Origin of the sequence: Pseudomonas wayambapalatensis (genome assembly GCF_049942315.1) — a bacterium.
GTDB classification, from domain to species: Bacteria; Pseudomonadota; Gammaproteobacteria; order Pseudomonadales; family Pseudomonadaceae; genus Aquipseudomonas; species Aquipseudomonas wayambapalatensis.
Genome location: NZ_JBNFMU010000005.1, coordinates 1 through 2154 on the forward strand (window position 1 = coordinate 1; position 2154 = coordinate 2154).

The 2154-nt window shown below is 64.8% G+C and carries 2 protein-coding genes; both read right to left on the bottom strand.

What is annotated here, in order from left to right; all coding sequences use genetic code 11:
- Positions 1-144 precede the first annotated feature (144 nt).
- Positions 145-1254, bottom strand: coding sequence for an AGE family epimerase/isomerase (locus ACPZMI_RS00030; protein WP_426351414.1), 1110 nt, complete (start codon positions 1252-1254; stop codon positions 145-147).
- A gap of 82 nt (positions 1255-1336) precedes the next feature.
- Positions 1337-1969, bottom strand: coding sequence for a TetR family transcriptional regulator (locus tag ACPZMI_RS00035; protein ID WP_054894553.1), 633 nt, complete (start codon positions 1967-1969; stop codon positions 1337-1339).
- Positions 1970-2154 lie beyond the last annotated feature (185 nt).

The following is a 2154-nucleotide window of genomic DNA, read 5'->3' on the forward strand; positions in this document are numbered from 1 at the left end:
AACTGTCTTGCTCAAAATCTAAAGGTCATCCCAATCCCTCGGTAGGAGCGGGCTTGCTCGCGAACATGGGCGTAGCCCGTGCCAGGCAGCGCGGTGTCGTTTTCGCGGGCAAGTCGGGGCGCCGAACCGCCGCCCCTACAGCCATTAGTGCAGGCGTTGCAGACCTTCGAGGCAAGTGGCCAGGTGGTAGGGCGTGGTGGACGGCATGTCGTGCCGGCTGACTGCGCCCTGGCCATCACGGCATTCGTGCCAGCCGCCGGCATGCAGGAAGTTGTCTTCGAGGGCTTTGAGCTGGGTCATCAGCTTTGCCTCGTTGCCTGGCTTCAACGCCAGCGCCCGCAGATATTCGGCCTGGGCCCAGATCCGCTGGGTCGCATCAATGGCCTTGCCATCCACATCCAGCGACGCGAGCACCGCCGCATCCTTCACGCCGCAGCCCTCGGCGTACTCGAACGCCCGGCTGATCGATGCATGCAGCGGGGTCCCGCGCAGCAGTGGCGAGGTGTCGAGCAGGTAGAACCATTCGAACTGATGGCCGGGCTCGAACCAGTTATCCACAGCACCGCGGGGTTTTTCCAGCATCACGCCGTGGGTCGGATCGATGAACTGCGCCTGCAGGGCTGTGCATAACTGCAGCAGGGCCGCTTGCGCGGCATCGTCCTTACGCACGGCCAGGGTTTGCAGGAAGGCTTCGGCCAGGTGCATCTGCGGGTTCTGCAGCGGGCCGCTGCCAAGGTCGGACCAGTCTTCGCCCAGCACGGCTTCGTACAGACCATCATCCCGAGCGAACTGCTCCTCGATGATTTCCAGGGCCGCGTTCAGCGCCGACTCGACCAGCCCTTCGCCGACCTTGCCCCAGTAGTGGGCGCAGGCGAAGACGATGAAGGCGTGGGTGTAGAGGTCCTTGCGTCGGTCCAGTGGCTTGCCGTCGGCATCGATGCTGTAGAACCAGCCGCCGTGCTCGGCGTCGTGAAAATGTCGCTGCAGCGAGCGGAACAGCGCGGCAGCGCGCTCGGCGGCACCGGGTTGCTCGATGCGGCTGCTGAACAGGTAGAGCTGACGTGCGCAGGCCATGGCGCGGTAGCGCTGCACCGGCAGGGGGTGGTGTTCGGCGTCGAGGGCTTCGAAGGGCAGGGCCATGTCGGCGTTCCACCCGGGACCTTGCCACAAGGGCACGATGCGCTCGGCGAAATGTTCGCGCACAGAAGCCAGGCAGGTGGTCAACTCGGACGGGGTAGGGCGGGGGTTGGACATGAAGGCGCTCGTCGCAATCGGGCAGGGCGCCATGGTAGCAGAACTGGGGAAGGGGTTGATTGTGCTGGCCGCCTCGCGGGCTTCAGCCAGGATTCCCCAACCCCTGCCAATGCCGCGCCCCGACGAAGATGAAGCGCAGTTGCTGGGTGATCTTGTCCTGCGCGGTCAGCGCCTGTGGACAAGCCGGATCAGGGCTGTCGATCAGCTCTGGCAGGGTGGCGAACACGGTCTTGACCACCAGGTCGGCCATCACCCCCAGGGCGGCGCTGTCCAGGTGCTGCCAGCGGGTCATGCGTGCAAGGTCGGTGGCCAGGTCAGAGCTGATGTCCCGGCGCAGCCGGGCGATGGCCTGGCGCACGGGCTGCGATCCGCCGTACTGTTCACGGGCTAGGAACAGGAATTGGGCGCGGTGTGCCGCCACCACATCGAGAAAGATGCGCACCGAGGCGTCGGTGATGCCGCCGAGTTCGAATTCGTTGTGGCGCACCAGGCGAATGGTCTGGCGGAAGGTTGCGTCGACCTCGGCGACTAGCGCGAGGCCCAGGGCATCCATGTCGGGGAAATGCCGATAGAAACCGGTGGGGACGATGCCAGCGGCCTTGGCCACTTCGCGCAGGCTGATGCTGCCAAAGCCACGGCCACTCTCCATCAGCTGGCAGGCGGCGTCGAGCAAGGCCTGGCGGGTCTGTTGCTTCTGTTCGGCACGCGGCAGCATGGGGTTCTGGATTCTGTGACAGTACGGCTGGGCACTCTAGATAAAAAAACGAAGCCCGGTCAATGGACCGGGCTTTGGAGGGGAGCAAGCGCTGTATGTCGAGTTGTCGTTATCAGCCATGGGCATCAGCTCACGCGGCGGATTTCGACCAGACGATCCGAGCCACCTTCGGCAACGCGGTTGTT